Source organism: Cytobacillus sp. (assembly GCF_032154635.1).
Taxonomy (GTDB): domain Bacteria; phylum Bacillota; class Bacilli; order Bacillales; family Cytobacillaceae; genus Cytobacillus.
In genome coordinates this window covers 1-20,365 of record NZ_JALDXW010000017.1, presented here as the reverse complement: position 1 = coordinate 20,365, position 20,365 = coordinate 1, and the positions used below count along the sequence as shown (strand labels likewise).

The 20,365-nt window shown below is 35.6% G+C and carries 18 protein-coding genes; 13 read left to right on the top strand and 5 right to left on the bottom strand.

Going from position 1 to position 20,365, the window contains the following annotated elements; genetic code table 11:
- Positions 1-45: 45 nt before the first annotated feature.
- The 13 genes from RUH74_RS13265 (at position 46) to RUH74_RS13205 (ending at position 15,235) form a co-directional block, all read left to right on the top strand.
- A complete protein-coding gene (locus RUH74_RS13265) occupies positions 46-3,267 on the top strand; it encodes a DEAD/DEAH box helicase (protein ID WP_313800788.1) in 3,222 nt (1,073 codons plus the stop codon).
- A 37-nt stretch (positions 3,268-3,304) separates the two neighbouring features.
- Entirely contained in the window at positions 3,305-4,483 is a 1,179-nt protein-coding gene (locus RUH74_RS13260) for a DHH family phosphoesterase (RefSeq protein ID WP_313800787.1), read from the top strand.
- Between the two features lie 178 nt (positions 4,484-4,661).
- On the top strand, positions 4,662-5,219 hold the full coding sequence (locus tag RUH74_RS13255) for a histidine phosphatase family protein (RefSeq protein ID WP_313800786.1): 558 nt from the start codon (positions 4,662-4,664) through the stop codon (positions 5,217-5,219).
- Between the two features lie 14 nt (positions 5,220-5,233).
- The gene (locus RUH74_RS13250) at positions 5,234-5,884 is read left to right on the top strand and encodes a kinase (protein ID WP_313800785.1); all 651 of its coding nucleotides are present in this window, start codon (positions 5,234-5,236) and stop codon (positions 5,882-5,884) included.
- Positions 5,885-5,938: 54 nt separating this feature from the next.
- Positions 5,939-6,370, top strand: a complete 432-nt coding sequence (locus RUH74_RS13245) for a GNAT family N-acetyltransferase (RefSeq protein WP_313800784.1) — start codon at positions 5,939-5,941, stop codon at positions 6,368-6,370.
- A 17-nt stretch (positions 6,371-6,387) separates the two neighbouring features.
- Positions 6,388-6,816, top strand: coding sequence for a DUF1801 domain-containing protein (locus RUH74_RS13240; RefSeq protein ID WP_313800783.1), 429 nt, complete (start codon positions 6,388-6,390; stop codon positions 6,814-6,816).
- Positions 6,817-6,923: 107 nt separating this feature from the next.
- Positions 6,924-8,144 (top strand): MFS transporter, encoded by a 1,221-nt coding sequence (locus tag RUH74_RS13235; RefSeq protein ID WP_313800782.1) that lies wholly within the window; start codon positions 6,924-6,926, stop codon positions 8,142-8,144.
- A 203-nt stretch (positions 8,145-8,347) separates the two neighbouring features.
- Positions 8,348-8,803, top strand: a complete 456-nt coding sequence (locus tag RUH74_RS13230; RefSeq protein ID WP_313800781.1) for a GNAT family N-acetyltransferase — start codon at positions 8,348-8,350, stop codon at positions 8,801-8,803.
- A 415-nt stretch (positions 8,804-9,218) separates the two neighbouring features.
- A complete protein-coding gene (locus tag RUH74_RS13225; RefSeq protein WP_396230035.1) occupies positions 9,219-9,680 on the top strand; it encodes a sigma-70 family RNA polymerase sigma factor in 462 nt (153 codons plus the stop codon).
- The gene (locus RUH74_RS13220) at positions 9,673-10,980 is read left to right on the top strand and encodes a DUF4179 domain-containing protein (RefSeq protein WP_313800779.1); all 1,308 of its coding nucleotides are present in this window, start codon (positions 9,673-9,675) and stop codon (positions 10,978-10,980) included. The genes RUH74_RS13225 and RUH74_RS13220 overlap by 8 nt, the downstream gene beginning before the upstream one ends.
- Before the next feature lie 438 nt (positions 10,981-11,418).
- The gene (gene helD, locus RUH74_RS13215) at positions 11,419-13,737 is read left to right on the top strand and encodes an RNA polymerase recycling motor HelD (protein WP_313800778.1); all 2,319 of its coding nucleotides are present in this window, start codon (positions 11,419-11,421) and stop codon (positions 13,735-13,737) included.
- A 316-nt stretch (positions 13,738-14,053) separates the two neighbouring features.
- On the top strand, positions 14,054-14,689 hold the full coding sequence (locus tag RUH74_RS13210; protein ID WP_313800874.1) for an NUDIX hydrolase: 636 nt from the start codon (positions 14,054-14,056) through the stop codon (positions 14,687-14,689).
- 9 nt (positions 14,690-14,698) lie between these two features.
- Positions 14,699-15,235, top strand: a complete 537-nt coding sequence (locus RUH74_RS13205; protein ID WP_313800777.1) for a small multi-drug export protein — start codon at positions 14,699-14,701, stop codon at positions 15,233-15,235.
- Between the two features lie 83 nt (positions 15,236-15,318).
- Here the strand turns inward: RUH74_RS13205 and RUH74_RS13200 are convergent, their stop codons facing one another.
- From RUH74_RS13200 to RUH74_RS13180, 5 genes are read right to left on the bottom strand one after another with little or no spacing between them, the layout of a single operon-like run.
- On the bottom strand, positions 15,319-16,482 hold the full coding sequence (locus RUH74_RS13200; RefSeq protein WP_313800776.1) for a hypothetical protein: 1,164 nt from the start codon (positions 16,480-16,482) through the stop codon (positions 15,319-15,321).
- A gap of 15 nt (positions 16,483-16,497) precedes the next feature.
- Positions 16,498-17,754, bottom strand: a complete 1,257-nt coding sequence (locus tag RUH74_RS13195; RefSeq protein WP_313800775.1) for a hypothetical protein — start codon at positions 17,752-17,754, stop codon at positions 16,498-16,500.
- Positions 17,751-18,629 carry an ABC transporter ATP-binding protein gene (locus RUH74_RS13190; protein WP_313800774.1) on the bottom strand — a complete coding sequence of 293 codons (879 nt, stop codon included), beginning with the start codon at positions 18,627-18,629 and terminating at the stop codon, positions 17,751-17,753. The genes RUH74_RS13195 and RUH74_RS13190 overlap by 4 nt, the downstream gene beginning before the upstream one ends.
- Positions 18,616-19,389, bottom strand: coding sequence for a hypothetical protein (locus RUH74_RS13185; protein ID WP_313800773.1), 774 nt, complete (start codon positions 19,387-19,389; stop codon positions 18,616-18,618). Before RUH74_RS13185 ends, RUH74_RS13190 begins: the two co-directional genes overlap by 14 nt.
- Positions 19,373-19,930 (bottom strand): RNA polymerase sigma factor, encoded by a 558-nt coding sequence (locus RUH74_RS13180; protein WP_313800772.1) that lies wholly within the window; start codon positions 19,928-19,930, stop codon positions 19,373-19,375. The genes RUH74_RS13185 and RUH74_RS13180 overlap by 17 nt, the downstream gene beginning before the upstream one ends.
- Positions 19,931-20,365: the final 435 nt, after the last annotated feature.

Genomic DNA, 20,365 nt, shown 5'->3' with positions numbered 1-20,365 from the left:
ACATAAAACATAAAGATTGAGCTGGCAGTATAAGGGGGAGGACTCTTGAATTTTAAATTAAATCAGAAAATGATTAAAGAAATGTGCGGAATCGTCTCCTTTAAACGGGGAGACGCTTTTTATCGTGCAAATAAAGTAACTTTTGAACATTATGATTCAAGCAGCTGCACGGCAATCGTTTCAGGAAATGATAACTTTTATGTAACCATTAAAAAAGACAATAGCAATGAGATATATACAGAATGCAGCTGCCCAAAGTTAGCTTCTTTCGACAAAGATTGTCAGCATATAGCGGCAGTATTGATTGCAGTTCTTGAACATCAACGACAAAGCGTGATTCCTTCTGACGCTAAAAAGTTCAAAGCAGAATCTGGAAATACAAATGGGCTCACGGAAGAAATGATGTCTCTTTTCAGTGACAAACTTGTCCGTTCAAGTGGTCATCAGCTGCATTTTGAAAATAGACAAGTCATCGATACAGAATTTATATGTAGACCTGTTTCCATTGATGCGGACAACATATTATTTGGAGTGGAAATAAATATTGCTTCAATCCAGGTGAAAAATATCCATGGATTTTTAGGGGATATTAAAGAAGGAAGACCATGCAAGCTTACTAATGTGTTTACATTTGATCCCCATACTCATTGTTTTCGCAGGGAATCCGATGCCATAATTGGGCAGCTTATTGAGATTGTAAAAGATGAAGAAGTCTATATGACAAGTTTGTCAGATGAAGTGAGTAATAGGATCAGCCATAATGAAATGGTGCTTATACCGCCAACATCATGGGAGAAACTGCTACATCTCCTCACAAAAGCTCCAGATGTTAAGCTATTATATGATGGGAGCATATATGAAGGACTTCGGTTATCTGAAAAAACACTTCCATTACAATTTCATTTTGAAGGTACGGAAGAAATGGGCTATATGCTAAAAATCAAAGGGTTAAACCAAATGATCATTCTCCATCCCTACCGTTCCGTATTATTTAAAGGGAAAATTTATGAACTAAAAAGGGATGACAGTAACCGTCTTTTTGAATTAAAACAGATGCTTGATGCATCCGACACGAATCAAATTCCTATTCATAGGGACCAAATTGACTTTTTCATGGAGAAAGTAGTCCCAGGTTTGAAAAGATTAGGAAATGTGCAAATAACGGATTCGATTAGAAAGGAGTATTTGAAAACACCATTAGTTGCCAAGCTGTACTTAGATCGGGTGAAAAATCGTTTACTTGCAGGTCTTGAATTCCACTATGAACATATAGTCATTAACCCTCTTGATGACAAAGAAGTTCAGACAAAATCTTTGCTTATAAGAGATGCTGTGAAAGAAGATGCGATATTAAAGCTGATGGGAGATAGTTCCTTTGCGAACACTGAGGGTGGATATTTTTTACATAATGAAGAATTGGAGTATGAGTTTTTAACCTATATTCTCCCGAAATTACAAAAGCTTGTTCAAGTGTATGCTACTACTGCAGTTAAAAATCGAATTTTCAGAGAGGCTGCTCATCCTCAGGTTCGAGTTAAATTAAAAAAAGAACGTACGAACTGGCTCGAATTTAAATTTGAGATGGATGGTGTCTCTGAGAGGGAAATACGTGAGCTCTTATCTGCTTTAGAAGAAAAGCGAAAATATTACCGTTTGAGGAACGGATCGCTTCTTTCATTAGAGACAAGGGAATTTCAAGAAATTCAACGTTTTCTCCATGCACTTCCTGTACAAAATGAAGATCTTGAAAGTGGATTGAATGTTCCCATTGTTAGAGGAATACAACTTCTTGACTCTCTGGGGGATAGTAAACTACTCACGATGGAAGAATCATTTAGACAATTAATTGACACCCTAACTAATCCTGCGAATCTAAATTTTAGTATTCCTGTTCGTTTACAATCGAAATTACGAGACTACCAGAAGACAGGATTTAAATGGATGAAGGCACTTGCAAATTATGGATTTGGCGGGATTTTAGCTGATGATATGGGGCTGGGTAAAACCATTCAAAGTATTACATTTATTCTATCAGAACTTCCAGTTATTCGTGAAAGGAAGCAACCGGTGCTTATAGTTTGTCCATCATCATTAACCTATAACTGGTTGAATGAAATGATGAAATTTGCACCTGAGCTTCAAGCTGTTGTCATTGATGGAACAAAGACAGAAAGAGTGGGATTACAAAGTAATGTATCGGATATGGATGTTGTCATAACTTCTTACCCCCTTGTACGAAGAGACATTAATTGGGTGGAGAAACATATCTTTCATACTGTATTTTTTGATGAGGCTCAAGCATTTAAAAATCCGGTCACCCAAACAGCACGTGCTGTAAAAAGGATAAAGTCAACTCATCGTTTCGCATTAACGGGTACACCAATTGAGAATTCGATAGAGGAATTATGGTCTATTTTTCATGTGATTTTTCCCGAGCTTTTCCAAGGGTTAAAAGAATACAGTCAACTTTCAAGAAAGACAATTGCACGAAGGGTACGGCCATTTTTGTTACGGAGAATGAAGGAGGATGTCCTTTCAGAGCTCCCTGAAAAAATCGAGTCAACTGAATCAGCTGAGCTGCTGCCAGATCAAAAACGGCTGTATGCGGCTTACTTAGCAAAACTAAGACATGATACACTTAAACATTTGAACAAGGATACTTTGAGGAAAAATAAAATCAGAATCCTTGCTGGTTTGACAAGGTTAAGACAGATTTGCTGTCACCCAGCTTTGTTTGTAGATGGCTATAAAGGAGACTCGGCAAAATTTATTCAGCTCATGCAAATTATTGAAGAATCTAAGCTTTCTGGAAGGCGTGTCTTAATTTTTTCACAGTTTACGAAAATGCTGGCACTCATCGGAAGAGAATTGAGCATTAGGGATATGCCGTTTTTCTATCTTGATGGACAAACGCCCTCAGAGGAGCGGGTGAAAACCTGCCACCGATTTAATGAAGGGGAGCGGGATTTGTTTCTCATATCCTTGAAAGCTGGTGGGACAGGGCTTAATTTGACAGGTGCGGACACCGTCATCCTCTATGATATTTGGTGGAATCCAGCGGTGGAAGAGCAGGCAACAGATAGAGCGCATCGTATTGGTCAAACAAATACAGTTCAGGTGATTAAGCTTGTATCTAGGGGAACAATAGAAGAAAAAATGAATGAACTGCAAGAAAAAAAGAGAGATTTAATAGATGAGGTTATTGATACTGATAAAAATACTTCCTCTTTAACTGAAGAGGATATTCGAGAGATACTTAATATTTAATGTGGATTTGTATCTATACTACTTTAAGGGTGATAACATGTATAAACTTTTATCTCACAATGATTTGGATGGAGTAGGATGTGGAATTCTGGCCAAGCTTGCTTTTGGAAACGATGTGAAGGTTCGCTATAATTCTATTTCGGCTCTGAATCGAGAAGTTGAATGGTTTTTGGAAAATGATGAGAAAGAAACTTTTTTAATGATTACGGACTTATCCGTTAACGAAGAAAATGAAAAAAGACTGGAGTCCTTTTATCAGGATAAAGGGAAAGTACAGTTAATCGATCATCATAAAACATCCCTATCCTTAAATGATTATGAATGGGGGCATGTTGTCGTTGAAGATGAGGAAGGAAAATTAACCTCGGCAACATCTTTGTTGTATGAGTATCTAATTAAAAATCAAAAGTTGACTCCAACCAGCACCTTAGATGAATTTGTTGAGCTAGTTAGACAGTACGACACATGGGAATGGGAGAAGAACAACAATCAGCAAGCACGACGGCTAAATGCACTTTTTTATCTTATCTCCATTGATGAATTTGAAGAAAAAATGATTCAACGATTGCAGCTGGAAGACTTCTTTTCTTTTGATGAATTTGAGAAGAAATTACTTGATATGGAAGATGATAAGATTGAACGTTATATCCGCAGGAAAAGAAGAGAACTAGTTCAATCACAAATCGGTGATCACTTCGCAGGAATTGTATATGCGGAGTCCTATCATTCAGAACTAGGAAATGAATTAGGAAAAGAATATCCTCATCTTGACTACATTGCAATCATAAATATTGGAGGAAAAAGGGTAGGCTTTCGGACGATCCATGATCATATTGATTTATCTGAAGTGGCAGGGAAATATGGTGGAGGCGGACACGCCAAAGCATCGGGCTGTTCGTTGACAGATGAAGCCTATAAACAATTTGTAATAGATACTTTCCATATTGAGCCTTTGAAGGAGGATGCAAGGAATAACCGATTTAACCTAAAACACTCTTCGTTCGGCACATTATACAAAGACCGTGAAGAGAATCTATACCTTCTTCATCCTCTAAATGAAAAAGAATGGGCAATTACAGAAAATAAAACACAAATTTCAGAGACTTTTGCAAGCTATGAAGACGGCGAGAGCTATTTAAAAAGAACGTATGCAGCATGGCTGGCTAAGGATGATGGATTCGTTCATTATTTAATGGATGAAGTTAAAAATAGCTAATTTAAGATGAAACCAAGCGATCTTCAGTAAATGAGGATCGCTTTTTGTTGGAATCTAACGCTTAAGGAGTGTGAGTGTTTAAATAATGACAAATTTTAGGTTGCTTGATAGCATTTACTCGATTAAAGTAAGAAGATACACCCTAATTTTCAACAAAGTGGAAGAAGGAGAAGGGAACATGCTGACAACACTATATTTTGTACGCCATGCACACTCCATATATACTCCAGATGAGAAGAGGAGACCATTATCAGATAAAGGCCAATTAGATGCAGATAAAACTACTAAATTACTACATGCAGAAAAGATTGATTATGTTTTTTCAAGTCCCTACAAAAGAGCTATACAAACAATTGAGGGAATTGCAAAATATATCGCGAAAGAAATAATGATCGAAGATGGCTTTAGAGAGCGGAAATTATCAGATGAACCTGTGGAGGACTTTGAATGGGCAGTTAAAAAAGTATGGGATGATCCTTCGTTTTCATGGGAAGGCGGAGAATCCAATCAATCTGCTCAAACGAGAGGCGTGCACGCTACAATTCAATTATTAAATCGATTCGAAGGAAAAAGGATTGTGATTGGGACACATGGAAATATAATGGTATTAATAATGAATTTTTTTGAAAAGAAATATAATTATGATTTTTGGAAAGAGCTTTCCATGCCAGACATCTATAAATTAGAATTTGATAAAGAAAAACTAATAAGTGTTAATAGAATATTTGAAAAATAAATGGTGCTTTTCTAATGAAAGTGAGAATGAATGAAATGACAAGTAAGGAAATATCTCAGATAATACTTAATCAATATGTAGCACGTACTAGTAAAAAAAGGCCGTTTATTGTTGCAATTGACGGGTTAAGTGGATCAGGAAAAACAACACTAGTACATCAGATCGGAAATGAACTAAGAGATAATGACTGCAAAGTTTTCATTATCCATATTGATGATCATATTGTCGAGAGATCTAGACGGTATGATACTGGTTTTGATGAATGGTATGAATATTATTTTCTTCAATGGGACATTGAAAAGTTGTCAACTCAATTTTTTCAAAAATTGCACAATAATAGTAAGGAAGTATCACTTCCGTTTTATGATCAATCAACCGATTCATTAACAACTAGACAGCTATCTTTTACTAATAACACAGTAATTTTAATTGAGGGTATTTTTCTTCAAAGAAAAGAGTGGAAGAGCTTTTACGACTATATTTTATTTTTAAAATGCCCTAGAGAAGTAAGATGTGAAAGGGTACTTAAACGTGATATGTATATTGGAGATTTGGAAAAAAGGCAAAATAAATATAAAAGAAGATATTGGCCAGGAGAGGATTATTATTTGCAAGCTGTGAAACCAATAGTACATGCTGATATAGTGATTGATAGAAATGAATAATTAAAAAAGAAGGTGGAGAAACTGGAATATTCAAAGCCAAATTTTACGGAAAGAATGTTGAGAATCATAAAACATGCTGAAAATGAAGTTTTTCCTCTTTCAGGTACAAATATTGTTCGCAGAGTAAACAATAACGATTATTCAAGTCTATTACAATTTGTAGAAGCAAACTTTTCATCTGAATGGTCGAAAACATTGAAGGATGGATTTTTAACAGATGCCCCTTCTATATATATAGCTGTTGCTGAAAAAGAAATAATAGGATTTGCAGCTTTTGATGTGTATAAAGGAAGAAAATGCTATTTTGGTCCAATGGGAGTATCCAAATCGAATCGAATAAAGGGTGTTGGAACATTACTCCTTCATCATTGTTTAAGAGAGATGAAAGAAATCGGTTATGAGTATGCCACTATCGGTGGGGCAGGGCCGATTGAATTCTATGAAAAAGCATGTCATTCAGTAGTAATTCCAAATCATCGATTCTAAAATGGAGGGTATTCACTATGTACGAATTAAAAACAAAAGAAACTGATAACAGTGTCATCGAATTTATTGAAGCAGTTGATAGTCCCAAGAAACGTGAAGATGCCTACAAATTATTAGATATTTTTACGGGAACTACTGGATTTGAAGCAAAAATGTGGGGACCAAGCATTATTGGTTTTGGTTCTTATCATTATAAATATGAGTCTGGTCATGAAGGGGATGCCCCTCTTGTTGGTTTTTCACCAAGAAAAGCAAAAATTAGCTTGTACTTTGCACCTGGTGAAACTAAACGGGAGCAATTATTAAAATGTTTCGGCAAACATACAACAGGAAAAGCATGTGTGTACATTAATAAAATTGCTGACATTGATGTAAACATATTAAAAGAATTAATTATTGAATCGGTAAAATTTTTGCGGGAAACCTATCCGGAAAATGAACGATAAACATAAAACAAAGAGTGACTTAATTATTTCATTGAACCAGAATTGATTTCGAAGAGCAAAAACTATTCTCTACATAGGGGAATCAAATTTTGAAATTAGGTGAATAGATGAAGCATTGGAAAAATCCACTTCTCTTAATTGCGGGGATAGGTATATCACATTTAGGCAACTGGGTTTATCTAATTGCCTTAAATCTATCAATTTTAAATTTAACTGGCTCAGCAGCAGCAGTAGCGGGTCTTTATATGATTAGACCAATTGCTGTATTAATCACAAATACATGGTCTGGGAGTATCATTGATCGAGTGAATAAAAGAAAATTAATGATAATGGCAGATGTTATTCGAGGAATACTAGTTTTTATCATTCCTTTCCTAAGCTCGCTCTGGACGATCTATTCATTGCTCTTATTGATTAATATCGCAGGTTCTTTTTTTGGACCAAGTGCATCCGTTTATATTACTAAACTTGTGCCTGCTGAAAATAGAAAAAGATTCAATTCATTGATGAGTATGATCAGTTCAGGGGCATTTCTCGTAGGACCTGCACTTTCTGGAATGTTAATCATGCTTGTAGGGACAGAGCTTTGTATCATCATTAATGCTATTACATTTTTTGTTTGTGCATTTTTTATTTCCCTTTTACCAAATGTAGACGAAAAACAAGGAGATAAAAGAGAACAAATCAATTGGCGGACATTTATTCACGATTGGGTTGTTATCCGAAATTTTGCCCAATCGGCAAAATACTTTATGATCGTCTATATTTTATTTCAAAGTGCGATGTTAGTTGGCTTTGCTCTTGATTCCCAAGAGGCAACATTCATTAAACAGCATTTACAATTATCTGACCAGGATTATGGATGGATTGTAAGTATTACAGGTCTTGGAACATTGGCTGGTGGATCTGTCGCTGCTTTAGCAGCAAAAAAGATACAGCTACGTTTATATTTAGGTGTTGGTATGCTCCTGACTGCAGTCGGTTATATATTTTTTTATGCTTCCTTTAACTTTTTATCCGCAACATTGGCTTTTGTTTTCTTAGGCTTTTTTATGGCATTTGCAAATACAGGCTATCAAACTTTTTTCCAAAACAATGTGCCGGTTGAATTAATGGGCAGATTTGGAAGTATGGCAGAAATGGTACAGGGTATCATTCAAATTGGCTTGACTTTACTTCTCGGATTAACAGCTGATATGTTTTCATTACAAGCAGTTTGTATTATTTTCTCAATCGTTAGTACAATGTTCGCTGGTTTACTCTTAGTAATGGTCATGATTCCAGCAAAATCTAGTTATTTCGAAGAAAATATTAAAGTACCTCTGTAAATAAAAGGTATAGGAAAATAATGTTATTTGTGGTATAGTTTAATAGTTCAGAAATTTAGAGTTTATATTAAATTTCTGAACTATCGCTTGAAAGGGGGCGTTCATTTATGAAATTTAAAATGCTAGTTGTTACGGTTAAAAAGGGGAATCTGCCTAGTTAATATAACTTTGCTTTTCCCCTACATTCGAGAGGGGAAATTACAATGAAAACAGAAAAAATTAGACTTAAAGAACTTAATTTGGATAATTGGTATGAATGCTGCCAATTAGAAGTTTCTGAAAACCAGAAGGCATTTCTTGAAGCAAATTCGGTATCTATTGCACAATCTAAATTTGAACCTACTTTAAAACCATACGCAATTTATCTAGAAGATAAAATGGTAGGCTTTCTCATGTACAATACTGTGTTGGAAGAGCTTGATGGCTATTGGGTATACAGAATCATGGTTGATGAAAAATTCCAAGGTAAGGGAATTGGCAAAAAGGCAACGGAGTTAATGATTGCTGAGATTGCTAAATTGCCAGATGCACAGAAAATTATTGCTGGATATCATCCGGATAATGTTGGTGCTCATCATTTGTATTCAAGTTTAGGATTTATTGACAACGGTGATCGTTTTGGGAAGGAAATGGCGGTTGTGAAATATATGAATAGGTAAATTTTTTTCGTAAGATAATAATAAATTTCAAGTAGCTGACTCAAAAGTCGTTAGAAGACGATCCTTTTGAGTCAGTTTTTCCATTGAGGGGTATCATAATAAAAGCTTATGCCATGTGGAATGCTTTTCTTGTTATTTATGCTAGGTTAATCATAATTTTGCTAAGAAATACCTTTAGTTATTCTGAATCTATCATATTTTTGCCTCTATTATTATCTCTAAAAATTTGTATGCTGCTATCATTTCGGTGCAGCATTTTTTGATGAAGAAAATTAAACGAAAGGGGCTTAATATTTGAAACGTTTTACTCCCCCCATTTGTCTAACAGGTAGAAAAAGGAGGTGCTGGAAATTTGGCTGATCATAAAAAAGTTCTTCGTGCAAAAAAGGGGAACCATAAAGCATTCCAAGAGTTAATGGAGGAAGAAAAGGTAAGACTATATAAAATTGCCTTCATTTATTTAAAAAATGAAGAGGATGCACTTGAAGTTTTTCAAGAGACGGTGTATAAGGCGTTCATTTCGATTAAAAATTTAAAGGAAGATCGGTATTTCTCAACATGGCTAACGCGTATTCTCATCAACACAGCTTTTGATCACTTAAAAAGAAAGAAAAGAATCATTCCTATGGATAGAGAGGTCCTTGAAAGAAAGACAGATCAATATGTAACTGATAATAATGATTCCTATTTACTGGATGCGATTATGGAGTTAGATGAGAAATATAAGACAGTGTTAATTCTTCGTTATTATCAGGATTATACGATTAAGCAAATTGCTGAAATTTTGGATTGCCCTGAAGGTACGGTTAAAACGAATATCCATCGCGGTGTGAATCAGCTTAGAGAAAAGGTAAAGGAGGAATGTGTGAATGAGTGAACAGTGGCCAGATTTTAAAAAAGAATTGGAAAAACTATCTGTTCCAACAGATAAGCTCAATTCCATCATTGCAAATACGATAGATCAAAACCGGAGCAAAAAGTCAAAAAAGAAAATAATCATCTATTCCCTTAGTGCAGCTGTCTTAGGTTTTGGAGTTTTTATAGGTTCAGCAAGTGTTTCTCCGGCAATGGCAAAAATTGCATCTGCTATTCCAATTATAGGTACATTTTTTAATGAGTCAAGCGATGAAGGTTTAAGAATCGCTGGGCAAAAGGGTCTAACGCAAATAGTAGATCAATCCTCAAAGGATAACGGGATTACTTTGACGATGAACGAGATCTTTTATGATGGTACCCGTTTGACATTTGGGTATACACAGGAATCAATATTTGCGATCGGTGATCTTGAGCGTCCAACCATTGAAGTGAATGGAAAAGAAATCAATTTTAGTTCTGGCTATTCAGGTGAATATATTACACCGCAGAAATATAAGGGGATTATGGATATTCGACCAACAGAAGAACTTCCAGAGGAATTTGATATTAAGATAAGAATTGATGCCGTAGGTCTTATTCCAGGAAAGTGGGAATTTCAATTTCCGGTGAAGCAATCCAATGAAGTGAAAGTCGTTCGATTACAGGAAATGAAAATAATCGAAGAAGCAGAGGTCGAAATTGCTTCATTAAAACTTGGACCTGCTGGAACAGATCTTGCTGTGAAAGTTTCAAAAAAGGAAAACAATACGAAACTCGATCCGTACGCTTTAGATTTTTATATCATTGATGAAGAAGGGAATGTATTAGACAAAATTAGTGGTAGTGGTTCAGGGGATACAGAAAAAGGAGAAGAAAAAGCTAATCTAAATTTTCTATACTCCCCATTAAAAGATGGAACGAAGAAAATTAGAGTGATCCCATATAACGTTCCAATGTCAGGGCGTGATTTTGAGGAAGTAACTATGAATTTAGATGATCAAAATACACCATTCGTTATCGATCAAGGAGATTTTGGGAAAGTCCTTATCACTGATATAAACTATCAGGAGGATAAGATCGTTATATATTTTGACATGCAAACAGATGCGATTGTAGACAATAAAGCTTCAAGGAATCCAATCTGGTTAGAGGATGCTGACGGAAATAATTTGTCGTTAAAAGATAAACCATTTGCAGAAAGAATAAAAGGGAACAGCTTCAAGCAAGAATTTTCACTAGGAGTTAAGAAAGGTATTCAGATTAAAACCGTAAAGTATCCGAAACCAATTCTATATGAAGAATTTGTTATCGATATCCCATAAACTGCTCCTAGCCCTTTCCGACATTGGAATAGGGCTTTTTTTACTTGGAATTTTTTTAAAAAAATGAAATTATTGAATATCCAAATCATCCATTTTATTACATTGAGGTGTATAACCATTAAAATAAATATGAGGGAAGGTTTCTTCTTCTAGTTGGATGTATTGTGTAGCGGTCCATCAAATTAGCTAAACCCTCTCCATCTGTAATAGGGGTACCGCGAAAGCTCGCGGTACCCCTATTACAGATTTAAAGATTCACTACGAATAGACAATCATAGAATTCACAAAAATACATTGAAATTAATAAGAGCTTGTGGTAAATTTATATAGATATACATCGGTAAATTAAATTTAAATAAAGTATCCCTATTATAATTATACGATGTATAAGGTGGATTAGTCAACCCTTTTTATAAACTTTTTTAAGGAGTGTTTGCTATGAATTCAGAAATTCAGCAGGAGCAGAAACGATTAAACAGTGTAATGGAGACGATTACGCAGGAAATCAACAGATTGGAAGAAGAAACCTCCAGGCGCAGAAACGAAGTGGTTCATATTCGCAAGCACTTTTGGGATGAAATTAAAGTGAATACAGATACCTTTGATGATTACCTTGAGACCATTATTGGCTTGCGGCAAGAGGCACAAGCTCTTTCGGTAAACCAAAGTACCCATAGACATGCGTCCAAGCGTTTATCCACTCTACGGCGAATGCAGGAGAATCCCTACTTTGGACGGATCGATTTTATTGAAGATGATACTTCAACTCAGGAACAAATCTATATTGGTATTTCCTCGCTAAGTGATCTCAAAGGAGAAGAGTTCCTAATTTACGACTGGAGAGCTCCAATCTCGAGTATTTACTATGATTACCAGCCGGGTCCGGCTAAGTACACAACACCCGGAGGGATAATCCGAGGTGTATTAGAGAAAAAGTGGCAGTATCTTATCCGTGGAGGCCATCTTCAATCCATGTTTGACACAAGTCTTACCATTGGAGATGAGATTTTGCAGCAAGTTTTGGGGAAAGGGACCGACAAACAAATGCACAATATTGTAGCGACCATTCAGCAGGAGCAAAATCGAATCATCCGTCATGTTCGTGGGAGGCTGCTCATTGTTCATGGTGCAGCAGGAAGTGGCAAGACATCGGCCGCCATGCAGCGGATTGCCTATTTGCTTTACAAATATCGAGATCGTTTGAATGCGGATCAAATCATTCTGTTTTCGCCTAATTCCATGTTTAATAGTTATGTGTCAAATGTGCTGCCAGAGCTAGGAGAGGAAAATATGCAGCAGGTGACATTCCAAGAATATTTGGATCATCGTTTAAGTAGAGAGTTTCATGTTGAAAATCCATTCGAGCAATTAGAGTATGTTTTAACAGCAGAAAATACGCATTCGTACAGAGCAAGGATTGCAAGTATCCAGTTTAAAGCATCTACCTGTTTCTTTGAAGCAGTCCAATCCTATAGACAGTCATTAGAAGTAACTGGAATGCTATTTAGGGATATTAACTTTAGAGGGAAACCAATCGTTACTGCTCAGCAAATAGCAGAAAGGTTTTATAGTCATGACACCACACACCGCTTCCATAACAGACTTGAAAGTTTGAGGGATTGGCTCATTAAGAAAATAAAAGAAGCTCAAAAGATCGAGCGGACTAAGACATGGGTTCAAGAGGAAATCGAGCTACTTAGCAATGATGAATATTATCAGGCACATCGGTATTTAGCAAAAAAGCGAGGCTTTAAACAAGAAGCCATTGCTAGCTATGAAATGGAGCATGTAGCTCTTGCAAGTTTAATTGTTCACCAGAAAATGAAGCCGTTGCGAAAACGTATCCGGGCGTTTCGTTTTATTAATATGAAGGCAATGTATGAACAGCTTTTTACGAGTTACCTCCAGATGGAACCATCGGCTTCGTTATCGGATATTTGTCAAGTCACGCTGGAAATGCTCGATCAAGGGAAACTTTATTATGAGGATGCTACTCCGTATTTACTGTTGAAAGAGCTGATTTTAGGCTTTCAAACGAACAGTTCAATTAAACATCTCGTTGTAGATGAGGCGCAAGATTATTCCCCCTTTCAATTTGAGTTTTTGAGGCGTTTGTTTCCTGCTGCAAGGATGACGGTGCTTGGCGACTTTAATCAAGCGATATTTGCCCATGCCAGTGAAACGGTTGATTTCAACAGCCTTACAAGAATATATGGACCAGACGAAACGGAAGTGATCAATATGGCGCGTAGCTATCGATCTACAAAACCGATCATCGAATTTACACGAAGGCTCGTTCCGAACGGTGAAAGTATTATTCCTTTTGATCGGAACGGTGAGGTGCCCATGCTGAAACAATTGGCAGATCATGCAGAGCTTCACAGCTGCATAACCTCCAAAGTAAATGACCTGCAAGGCTTAGGGTTTAATAGCATTGCAATTATATGCAAATCTGCTGAGGAAAGTAGATGTGCATATGATGCTCTATCCAGCATTGAAGAAATTAAACTCTTGAAGAGTAACTCGATTGAATACGAACAAGGAGTCGTTGTGGTACCGTCGTATTTGTCCAAAGGAATCGAATTTGATGCGGTCATCATTTATGATGCTTCCAAGGATGTATATGGAGATGAGAGCCTGCGTAGAGTTTTCTATACTGCATGCACAAGAGCAATGCATCATTTGCAGCTTTACAGTGTCGGAGAACCTAGTCCATTTTTACAAAACGTGTTGCAGGAAGGTTTCATTCAGACGTAACTTCATTATTTTTTTAAGATGAACGAATCTTCCTATATATCAGGAGCTTTAATGTCATGCACATTTAATGAATGTTATGCTTGCTCTTATTGAACTACCACTAAATATGGAATCATTCTCCAGGGGAGGTCAATAAATTTTCGAGCAAGCTATAACATTCTTTCTTGATTATTTGCTACAAGTGAATATTCCATAAAGGCTTTGAATGTTCTATGCGGGTGTTACATTCGAACCCCTATTTATTACTCAGAGTTGAGTTCATAAGCAATGATCTATAAAATTAGAGTTATAATACTTTGGAAAAAATATTTTGGGTGTGAAAATATTGGAAAATGAAAAGCTAAAGGTATTTGATGAACATCAAAATCAAATTGGGATTGCTTCAAGAGAGGAAGTACATCTGCTTGGTCATTGGCACGAAGCCTTCCATTGTTGGTTTGTTAGCAGGGAAGAGGATGAATGTTATATTTACCTGCAAATTCGGAGCGAGATGAAAAAGGACTATCCGAATCTTATAGATATCACTGCTGCTGGCCATCTCTTAGCACATGAATCTATTGAAGATGGAATAAGAGAGATAAAAGAAGAGATTGGCATTGAAGTTTCTTTTAATGAATTAATTCCTGCAGGTGTTTTTAAATATTCTGTTGTTAAGGGAAAATTTATTGATAATGAGCTGGCTCATATCTTTCTATATGAAACCAATCATACTCTTCTTGATTTTACCTTACAAATGGAAGAAGTGTCTGGGATTGTAAAGGTAAGATTTAGCGAATTCTATGAGCTATGGGTAGGGAAGAAAGAAGAGGTCAACATTCTAGGCTTTGAAATAAATAATGAAGGGCAAAGGACATCAATAAATCGACTTGTAGGCAGAAATGACTTTGTTCCTCATGAATCTACTTACTATGAGCATATTTTCACATCGATTAAAAAAATAATTGAAGAGTAGGGTGAACAAATGATAGTATCCTATTTTTTAGTTTTTATATTGGCGGCTATTCCATTATTTGAGTTGATTACAGTTATCCCTTTAGCCATCATAGGCGGATTATCACCGGTTCCGGTAGCTATCCTAGGTTTTTTAGGAAATCTATTAACTATTTTATTATTAATTATGTTTGTTGATAAAATTAAAATCCTATTAAGATCTAGAAAGAAAAAACGGAATGCGGCTTCTGAAGTTGAGGGCGGGGGGGACCAGTATATGGAAAGTGTAGAATTAGAACAAGATTCTAAAAAACAAAAACGAGCAAGAGCTCTTTTTGATAAATACGGAATCCCCGGCTTAACAATTTTTGGGCCACTTTTAGTAGGATCACATATTTCTGCTTTCATGGGAATGAGCTTCGGATCCCGCAGAGGGTTAGTGATAAGCTGGATGATTGCAAGTTTAGTTATTTGGACGATTGTTTCAACAGTATTAGCTAATTCGGGTGTGTCATTTTTAGCACCAAATTTAAAAGAGAATGGTTTTCTGCTTCGTATCTTTAATTAAAAGGATAACGAGTGGAGCAGTTAGTTGAGTGAACAAAAAGCAAGATCTTCCTTGGAAGATCTTGTTTTTCTAATACAAGGAGTTCATTCCGTTATATCCGTACTTTGATTTTTTTTGAGTTTCCAATGGATAGCGGCAATGGGGATGATGATCATGACACTATAAATAAATCCAATTTCCCATTGAGACCTTGTAATGAAAAAAGCCTCAAGCGGCAATGCACGTTTCTTAACTTGCCAATAAACAATTGCGAATAGCGGCAACAGTATACCGATAATCGAAATATAGTTTTTGCAAATGCTCGATACAAAGATTGCCAGTAAGCTCATTGACAGTATAATCATATACGTAAAGAGGATTGTCATGAGTATTAACTGGAGAAAGGTAAAGTCATACCAATATACGGATCCCATAAATGAGTTAATATTGCTGTCAAGAAAAATACCGATATTGTTTGTAGAATACAAACCATAATAAACGATGACTAAAAACGTTATAATTATAAAAGCAGAGAGCATACCAGCAGCAACTTTTTTCATAAACAAGCTTCTGCCAATCTTAGTGCTATATTGTAAACCAAACATATTATTCTTGTAATCCCTTATAAAAATGGGAGAAATCATAAAGATGACACTTAAGAGAATCGTAATGGCAATGGATTGACTAATCGTTTGAAAATTATATTCAACGGGATAGGAAGGGAAGATTGCATCCACCGTTCCAGATTGAACAATTTCCTGAATTCTCTTTTCTTGTTTATCCGTTAATTTTCCTTCAATATAACTATAGCCATATCTTTCATGGACAAACTCCATATCCTCAATAATGTTCTCTCTTTGAGGGATTTCCCAGAATAGATCAACCCCTTTATCAAAAAAAATTCTTGAAGACAACTGCTCAATCTCTTCATTCCTCTGTTCTCCATTTGCCATGTCGATGTATTCTTGGTAACTAGTAATTCCTAGTTTAGCGAATTCTTGATCTGATTGAATGTATTGATCCGCTTTCTTTATTTCCTGTTGAAGCACGATCTTAAAATCTTTCAATTCGTTTTCATCTAGTTCATGTCCATATTTTTCGACCATTTCAACTCCGATATTATACATATCAGTTGCAGGTCTTCCATTCGGAAAGACGGTTATATCAAAATCAATAAATAGATAATACATAAGCAAGTTAATGACAAGGAAAAGAAGCAGCATGACCGGATGAAAAATCTTCTTCATTTCCTCAATAATAATCCGCAATTCTATTCAACTCCTTTACTTTAAATCGCATTTCCGGAAGCTATTTGCACAGTACAAGACAGCAAGCAGAAAGATTACAAACCAGGCTAAGACCGTAATGCTTTCATAGTAGGCAGTAAACGTTAGCGCTCTTTGCATAAACCAAACAAATGAATTCAATATAAGATGAACCGGGGTAAAGGAACCAAGCAAAAATAAAATGCTGCTACTTGGAAACACTGCTTGATTAATAAAAATAACGCCAAATAAACATAGAAAAGTGAAGAAGACCAAATAGCTATTCCGAATCCATCTGGCAAGAACAACTGTCATTAAAGTGAAAAGAATGATTAATAGATAGGCAAGTATAACTGCTGCTGCTAAATAATCAAAAAATGATAGATTCCACCATGACATGAACCATTCTTTACCGGCATTAAAATAACTGCTAATTGGCACATGCCAAAACTCCTTATACGAAAACACACTGAAATACACTGTCAAACTAACTACCATTAGAATAGACAAAATCGAAACATTGGCAATTAATGCAGCATAAAATTTATCCAGCCACAATCTTCTTCCTCTTTTAGAGCTATAAGTAAGTAAATAGGTTCCCCGATCAAACTCAAAGTTCATGACATATGCAGTGATTAGGACTGTAAGAATAAGACTTTCTATCAGCAGTGATTTAAACATGGTTTTAAAAAGTAATACATGTGTGTCCCAAATACTTTGAGCAGGGAATAAATGCTTATATTCATTATTGTCTTTAACCTCATTAAACCGTTCCACAAAATTGTCGTACTGGTTTCTTATTAATTCTGCTGCTGGCCCGCTGATTCCATATATCTTCATCTCATATTCCGCTATTTTAATGGGATCAAATGAAAGATAGCTTTCTTCAAGGTGAAAACTATTAAAATAGTAAAACTCTAACAGTGAGGTATAATTGAAAAATTGTATTTCTTCCTCAGAAAACGTTTCAGGAACATAAAAAGAACGGTCAGAATAAAATGCATCCATGCTTTCATAAGTCTTTGAGACTGCTTTCTTAGTTATATCGTTTACCTGTGCCAAGGATGCTTCATAATTACTTTTCATTTCTTGTAGCATCTCATCATTTATTTCTGTTCCATACGTATGAGCCAATTGATTGATGCTGAGTAAATCATCCTTAATATTAGAATTCACATAGATGAGAAAGAAATTAAACCCAAGAAAAATGACGGTGAGTGCCAGAATAACAGGGGAAAGTATGGCTTTGCGAATTTCATACAATAAAATTCTCATTGTTCCTGCTCCAACGTAAGATCCCGGTACTCAAATAGAAATACATCTTCTAAAGTGGGACTTACTTGATTCCAGTTGGAAGACGCCCCTTCCTCTGAAATAAACCGAATTCTCATTCTTCCATTTTCTTGCCGTTCAGAAAGTGATAAATAACGCTCCCTAAATTTCGAAACTTGTTCAAATTCCATTTCAGTTTCATAAACTTTGCTATTAAGCTTTTGACAAATGGCTTGAATAGTATCTTTAAAAAGGACTTGTTTGTCCTTTATCATGATAATTTGGTTGGCAATAGATTCAACATCCGAAACAATATGGGTGGACAAGATGACGATTCTGTCTCTTGCCAAATCTGATAAAAGATTTCTGAATCGAACTCGTTCTTTTGGATCCAAGCCTGCTGTCGGTTCATCAAGAATTAAAATTTTTGGATCGTTCAGCATTGCCTGTGCAATACCAACTCTTTGAATCATTCCACCAGAAAATTTCCTCATCTTCTTTTTGATTGCATCTTCCAGTGCCACGTGTTTAAGCAGTTTGGGAATTTTCTCATTTGCAGCTTGTTTAGAAATTCCCTTTAAAGCAGCTAAGTATTGTAAATATTGATAAGGATTGTAGTTTTTATAATAGCCAAATGCTTGCGGGAGATAGCCAATTAGCTTCCGATAATTTTCTCCCATACTAAAAATATTTTGACCATCATATAAGATTTCTCCTTTTGTTGGATACAACAAGGTCGTAAGCATTTTAATTAATGTTGTTTTCCCCGCGCCATTCGGAGCCAATAAACCATATACTCCGTTTGAAAACTCAAGATGAATATCTTCTAAAACGGAATCATTCCCATATTTTTTACTTACATTATTAACCGTTAACATATCCGTTTACTCCTCTCAATTTATTCTGAAGCATGAAATTTTTTATCTTTTTTACGTATAGATAGGCGGAAAGACAAATAATCACTCCGTATAGATACCAAGGGATTGATTCGAGCAGCTGATAATAGATGGCTGAATCAAGCATGAAAAGAAAAAGATGTATTCCTAACCAGCTGAATAGGATCGCGACCTTCGCTGCCAATGTTTTTATTGTTGAAAGCACATAGATAAACAATAGTGAAAAGAGCAGCAAGGAGGTGGTCGATATCAAAAATGCTTGAATAAATTGGAATGTAGAAAATTTCAGTGCCAGCGAAATGATCCAAATGGTATTTAATAAAAAACATAAAATACTAAATACGAGCATTCGAAAGGCGGCCATTTGAAATAAATTATATTTACACGACATTTCCACTTCATACGTTCCATTTAATTTGTTCTGAATAAATGAGAATATTGAAAGGAACATGTAAAGGATTGGTGAAACGAGCATAATAATTCCGTAATAATTAGTGTGATTGTTATACCATGTCTGTCCATTCGCGGTCAGCACATACATAAACAACGCCATTAAAACCACGCCAGTAATGATTTCTTTATAATCCTTCATGATAAAACGAATCCCGATTTGTTTATACAGGCTGCTTAGGAGATTTTTTAAAGAATCTTCTTTCACAATTCCTTTAGAAATAATTGTAGTAATTTCAGTCTCTATACTTTTTTCATAAGGAAAAGGGGGCTGATCATGCTTGTCCACCATTGTCGTTCACTCCATTTCGTACAGACTTTAAACTGCGATAGTATTTCGTCTTAACTGTAGACTCCGGAATCTGTAAAGAAGCAGCGATTTCCTGAAACGTGTACTCTCCAAACAATTTCAGGCGAAAAATTTGTTGATGGGACGTTTCTAACCCATTGACAATCTCCATCACTGTGCTAATTTCCTCCTGATACAAAAGCGATTCCGTAAAATCTTCCTGTTCTCCAATTTCGATTGTATCGAGGGAATCTGAGAGATTTCGAAACTTATAGTACCTAGAACGAAAATAATCAACCAATTTATAGGTAGCAATTTTGTACAGCCAAGTTCGAAAAGACGCCCTTTTCCCTTCAAATTGATGTAACCCTTGGAGCATATTAATGAAAATTTCTTGTGTTAGATCGCGTGATTGTTCTTGATCAAGTGTCTGTTTAAATACATAATGATAAATTTCGCGGTAATAGTGAGACACAAGCTCATTAGCTGCCGCTTCATTGCCTTTTTTCTTTATCTGTTTAATCAGCTTTAAGTCCCGGTCCATCTTTCACCACTCAATTTCTGTAAAATAGGTATGTTTAACTTCTAGAAGTATTTCATTATAAGCTTACATTTATATATTCGTAATAACTCAAAGAATAGTTTTATCTTTTTATTATTTTTTTCATAAAATAAAAAGGAAAAACTTAAGGACAATTTAAGTTGCGGTGCTTTCAAATAAAATTCTAATAATTCCAGCTATGGAATCTGCCCAAGTTCAATACTACTAAAAAGATAGGGAGAACATAAGTTGGATAAATAAATAGAAATCGGTTCTTCAATAATAGGATGAAGTCCCTAACTTGATTAGATAATGTGAGAAAGGGTCTTCATCAAAGGGATGAAGTCCCAAACTAGGTTGAAAAACCCGAAAAAGGAACTTCGTCAAAGGGATGAAGTCCCAAACTAGGTTGAAAAACCCGAAAAAGGAACTTCGTCA